At 74.7% G+C, this 257-nt stretch carries 1 protein-coding gene; it reads right to left on the bottom strand.

Annotated features, from left to right (window positions below):
- The coding region (locus AC2ETI_RS32795) for a YbfB/YjiJ family MFS transporter (RefSeq protein ID WP_483635073.1) at positions 1-257 on the bottom strand (257 nt) is incomplete at both ends.

Below are 257 nucleotides of genomic sequence, written 5' to 3'. Positions count from 1 at the left end.
GTACCGGCGTGGTGCACCTGGGCCCGCGCCGTCGCGGCCGTCACCGGCACCCGCTGCGGGCGCACCCACCAGCCGACGGCTGTCAGCACCGCCGCCAGACCGGCAGCCACCCACCAGGCCGTACGCCAACTCTCGGTCGGCAGCGCGAGCACCGCGGCCGCCGACACCGCGATGCCGGCACCGACCCCGCCGAATCCCCAGCCGACCTTCTCCGGCAACCGTTCGAGCAGCGTGTTGACCGCGACGACGAACACGAC

Source organism: Rhodococcus sp. MurmanLake-1, assembly GCF_056945715.1.
Note: the sequence above shows the minus strand (reverse complement) of the source record. Positions and strands in the feature narration are given on the sequence as shown.